Below are 4724 nucleotides of genomic sequence, written 5' to 3'. Positions count from 1 at the left end.
CACGCGCGCTGGGCCGAGCATGCGCAGCAGTCGCTGGCTCCCGCCGCCGCCCGGTATCAAGGCGACGAGCATCTCCATCTGGGCAATGCGCAGGTGCGCGGCGTCGGCGGTGTAGCGCAGGTCGCAGGCGAGCACGATCTCTAGCGCGCCGTCAAGCACGGGGCCGTTGATCGCCGCGAGGTAGACCGCGGCGGAGCGGTTCATGCGCAGGGTCAACCGTTTCCAGCGGTGGCCCATGACGATCCCCTTGCCGGGAGCTCCGCCGAACCGCTCGAGCAGGCTCGCCACCCCCGGCAGCCGCAGCACGACGTTGAGCACCAGCACGACGACCTCCGCCGCCTGCATCGGCAGCTTCGGGTGCGGAAGATCCTTAATCCCGGCGAGCTCTTGCGCGTCTAGGTGGGTGAGAAAGCGGCCTTCGACGCCGCCGGTGAGCACGACCGCGCCCACCGTCGGGTCCCGATCGACGCTGCGCGTCAGCTGGTCGAGCTCACGGATAAAGACCGTGGTCATGAAGTTGAGCGGCGGGTTCGAGAAGCGCGCCGTGAGCACGCGACCGTCCTGCTCGAGCTGCAGCGTCTCGAGTGCGAGATCGCGGGTCCTCGTCATACGGCCGTAGCCTACGCCGATTATAGTGCTGTGGCGGCGGGATTTGGTCTTAGCTAAATCTCCCCTTCACACCGGTTGAACCGATCGCTACCCTACGACTCCAACACAGGCGGTGCGAGGATCAGGAGGTGGACGGCGTGGCTAGGGACAGCAAGGAGCGCGCGGAGATGCAAGCGTGCTTTACACGGCTCGCGGACAGGATGCGTGAAGCAAGGTCGTTGCGGTCCGGCGAGATCGTGATGCGGCTCTCGGGACCGGGCGGAGGAAACTTCAGTCTGCGCTGCACAGGCAACGATGTCGATGTCAGCGAGTCCGTCGCCGCAGGCACGGAGTCACGGCCGTTGATCGAGCTGATCGGTGACGGTGAGACCGTTCGCTTCATGCTGGACGGCGAGCGCGACGCGCGGGAGCAGTTTCTGGCAGGCAGCTTTAGGCTGCGCGGAGACCTGCGCTACGCGAGCGACCTCGCGCTCGAGATGGGTCTCATCGACCAACCGCTTTGACGGCAGCCGGCGCCTGTACAGCGCAGGCTCGGCAAGGCCGGCCGAGGATCTTACCCAAGGAGACGTTCGATGGCTTCCACGACAGGGATAGTGCAGCGCATGACGGTGTTCGCGAGTGTGGGAAACCTGCTCGCGTGCGCCTGGATCGGCCCCACGGCCTCGGACACCGAGCTGCTTGCGGTCAATCACGACGGGTCGCCGGAGGAGCTCGCGTTCGCGACCAACGCCGTGCAGATGCTGGCAACGGCCTCGACGAACTACCGTCCCGTCACCGCATTTCACGGTGACACCGACGCGCTCATTACCTCGGTGCGCGTCGAGTCCGTGTAGGCCAAGCCGGACTCCGAGGAGGCACGAATATGGCTGTGACGACGGGATACGTTCAGCGGTCGACAGTGAACGCGAGCGTCTATTGCGTGTGGGTCGGGCCGGTGCCGACGTCCACGGAGCTGCTGCTCCTCTCATTCTCTTCCAGCGACACGCCCGCCGACGCGACGGCCAAGCGCACGATCGCCAGCGTCCTCGCGGAGGCGGAGGGTGGCGGCCGCCATGTCGCGGTGGGACACCCGGATGAATCGGCGGCCATCACTGACTGTGCGATCACGGCGCCGGATCTTGAGGAGCAGCCCGTGAACGTCGACGCCATCGAGGTGACGCAGTCCGTACAGGACCTCTCCCAGTCGGTGGCGCTTATCGCCGGAAAGCGGACGGTCGTGCGGGTGTACGTGAGCAAGCACTCGGGGCCCCCGCGAACCGTGGGCGGGGAGATCTCGGTCAGGCAGGGCCCGTCAGATCCCCCCCTCGTCGTACCGTCGCTCAACTCGACGACTCTGTATCCCGCGCAGGCTGGCGACGTGACCCTGCAGCGCACCGACGAGAATCGGAGCCTGAACTTCGTCCTCGATCCGGGGCAGACGGCCGAGGGCCCTTTGGCGATCAGCCTGTCGCGCCTGATCCGCAACAACGGCACGGAGCTGCCCTTCGCGACGACGCGCCAGTCGGTCGTGTACTTCCACCGCAGCCCACCGCTGCGGCTGCGGGTTGTCGGCATTCGCTACCAATACAGCGATCCGGCCGACGCGCCGCCGGTCACGATCCTCCCCGCCAACATCGACTATGGGCACGTGCTGTCGTGGCTACAGCGTGCGTATCCGGTGGCGCAAGTCGTCAGCTCGCAGGTGCTCGTCAACGCGCCGGGCGGGCCCGTCTTCTCGCCCGACGACAAGTTCGACAGCGACGACATCAACGCGCACGTGGCCGCCATACGCGCGCTCGATCTCGACGGCGGCATCGACGCGCGGACGCTCTACTACGGGATCGTCAGCGACGCCGGCTTCTTCATGCGCGGGAAGGTCGGGGGACCTTTTGTCTCTTGCGGACCGACGGGTCCGGGAGACTGGGGCTGGGACTTCGACGGCAGCTACGGCGACTGGTACGCCGGCCACGAGATCGGACACTCGCTGGGCCGACCCCACGTTGGAGCTTGCGGGGAGTCCGGGTTCGACGATAGGTACCCGTTCCCCAGCGGCCAGCTCAGCGCGACGGACGACGGCTTCACCGGATTCGATGTGGGCGATCCGGTTGCGGGTTTGCCAACCCGTGCGCTCAGCGGGACGCTGTGGCACGACGTCATGACCTACTGCGACTACCAGTGGACCAGCGTGTACACGTATCGCGAGATCCGTCGCAGGCTGATGTCGGTGGACGACATGCCCGCGCATGCCCCGGGCGCCCCGGTGCCCGCCAGCGAATCAGCGGGCGCCGGACGCCCCGACAGGCGCTATCCGGAGCGGCAGATCGTGCAGGCCGCACGGCCCGGCGTCGATCACGAGCGAGACGGTGAAGCGAGCACGGCCACGGTCAGCGTCGTCGCCACGGTCAACCTCACGCAGCGCTCGGGCGCGATCCGCTACGTCAACCCCATGCAGAGTCTCGCGCCGGCGCCGGGCGAGCCGGAAGGGCACGTGACGCTGGTCGTTCGTCGAGCGGACGGCGGCGAGGTCGCACGCCACGGCGTGCCCGTGACGCTGGACCCCGAGCGCGGGCCGGACGAGGACCAGGTGGGGCTCGTGGACGCCGTGATCCCGGTCCCCGGCGCCGCCGCCGCGATCGAGCTCGTCGTCCACGACACGGTCGCCGACGTGTTCCGTCCCGGCGCCATGCCCTCCGTGCGCGGGATACGCCACCGCGCGAGCTCCGCGCGTCGTATAGGGCTCGACCTCGAGCTCGACGAGCCGTTCGCCGAGGGAGCGAGCTTCGCCGCCCAGATCAGCACGGATGCGGGGCGGACCTGGGAGACGATCGCCGTGGGTCTCCGCGAGCCGCACGTGGAGCTCGATTGCGCTCACGTGCCCGCAGGCTCCGAGGTCCGTGTTCGCATCGTTGCCTCCAACGGCCTGGCCAGCTCCCGCGTGATGGGCGACACGGTCCGGCTGTGACACCTCGGTAGCTCAGGCGGGGCGTCGCGGCGCCACCGGGCGCCTCCGCCCGTGCCAGCCCGGTCTCCTGCCAGACGGCCCCGCGGTGCTTGAACTCGATGGTCGAGGTGCGGTCGCGCAGGACGCCCACCATCGCCGACGGCGGGTGCGCGAACGCGCGGAACTCGCGCCGCAAGGCCCTGAAGCCGATGTTCTGCGAGGCGACGACCAGCCGCGTGGCGTCATCTCGTCGAGGTGTCGGTTTCCTCGTCGGCACAGACGTTCCCGTTGTTCGACGACGGAGCTCGCGACCTGCTTCGCGCGATGGTCACAGAAGGCATGGTCGTCGATCCGCACCTGCAGCGGGCCACAGAGGCCGGCATCGCCGGGCGACTGATAGGACCGCTGGAAGCCTTCCCCAACGCGGAGATGGACGCAGTGCTTGACGTGCGAACAAAGCTCCGAGAGTCCCTCATCCGTTTTCCTACCCTCGTTGTGTTTGGAGGCAGCGGGGTGGGCGTGCGGGCCAGCGGCGGCCAGGCTCCGCTCCACCTTGTCTCCACGGGCACCCCCGGCCCTCCTACCGGCGGGTCCCACGATGCGGGCGAGGTCATGCTCGACCGCTCCATTCCGGCGCGCACAGCAGGGAGGCGGCATCGCCGACTGCGCCGACCCTGAGGCGTTGAAGATCACCCGCCCGGGCACGGGCACGCACTTCGAGCCGGTCGAGCTGCCAGATCTGTTCGACGATCTCCCCGAGATACCGGGACTGGATATCTGTGAGCAGTTCCCGGACCTCTGCGGCCGTCATGGCGTGTCGACGCGCTCGCGCGCCTTCAGGCAGGCACCTTGTCTGGCGACCGCGGGCCGACCGTCCGCGAGACCGTAGACATATTCGTCGCCGGGATCGCTGACGGTTCGATCCGCGACCGCTCGGGCCGCATCTACAAGCCATCGACCAGACGCGGCTACCAGCGGGAGCTGCGCGGTCGGGTCGTCGAGGCATTCGGCGGCTCCAGGCTCCGGGAGCTGACCCTCCCTGACACGCAGCGCTGGGCCGACGGGCTCGCCGCCTGCGGGCTCGCGCCGGCGACCGTGCGCAACGTCGTGACCGCGCTCCGCGCGCTCTACGGGTGGGCGCTGCCGCGCGGCATGGCGACTGTCAACCCGACCGTCGGCCTGCGCCTCCCGACCG

General features: G+C 68.7%; 6 protein-coding genes. 4 read left to right on the top strand and 2 right to left on the bottom strand.

Annotation, left to right across the window (positions count from 1 at the left end; all coding sequences use genetic code 11):
* Nucleotides 1-609, bottom strand: a 609-nt coding sequence (locus KY462_16615) for an enoyl-CoA hydratase/isomerase family protein (protein ID MBW3579322.1), incomplete at its 3' end; no start/stop codon positions are given.
* A gap of 137 nt (nt 610-746) precedes the next feature.
* Between KY462_16615 and KY462_16610 the strand changes: the two genes are divergently transcribed.
* The 3 genes from KY462_16610 (at nt 747) to KY462_16600 (ending at nt 3550) form a co-directional block, all read left to right on the top strand.
* Nucleotides 747-1112, top strand: a complete 366-nt coding sequence (locus tag KY462_16610; GenBank protein MBW3579321.1) for a hypothetical protein — start codon at nt 747-749, stop codon at nt 1110-1112.
* Between the two features lie 99 nt (nt 1113-1211).
* Entirely contained in the window at nt 1212-1442 is a 231-nt protein-coding gene (locus tag KY462_16605; GenBank protein MBW3579320.1) for a hypothetical protein, read from the top strand.
* Between the two features lie 101 nt (nt 1443-1543).
* Nucleotides 1544-3550 (top strand): hypothetical protein, encoded by a 2007-nt coding sequence (locus KY462_16600; protein MBW3579319.1) that lies wholly within the window; start codon nt 1544-1546, stop codon nt 3548-3550.
* Nucleotides 3551-4139: 589 nt separating this feature from the next.
* Here KY462_16600 and KY462_16595 read toward each other — a convergent pair.
* Entirely contained in the window at nt 4140-4340 is a 201-nt protein-coding gene (locus tag KY462_16595; protein MBW3579318.1) for a hypothetical protein, read from the bottom strand.
* A 38-nt stretch (nt 4341-4378) separates the two neighbouring features.
* Between KY462_16595 and KY462_16590 the strand changes: the two genes are divergently transcribed.
* Nucleotides 4379-4724, top strand: a 346-nt coding sequence (locus KY462_16590; GenBank protein MBW3579317.1) for a site-specific integrase, incomplete at its 3' end; no start/stop codon positions are given.

This window comes from Actinomycetota bacterium (assembly GCA_019347675.1).
Taxonomy (GTDB): Bacteria; Actinomycetota; Nitriliruptoria; order Nitriliruptorales; family JAHWKO01; genus JAHWKW01.
Note: the sequence above shows the minus strand (reverse complement) of the source record. Positions and strands in the feature narration are given on the sequence as shown.

Excerpts from the sequence above, each read along its gene's own strand:
- KY462_16595 (MBW3579318.1), bottom strand. The coding sequence starts at position 4,340 with ATGACGGCCGCAGAGGTCCGGGAACTGCTCACAGATATCCAGTCCCGG.
- KY462_16605 (MBW3579320.1), top strand. The coding sequence starts at position 1,212 with ATGACGGTGTTCGCGAGTGTGGGAAACCTGCTCGCGTGCGCCTGGATC.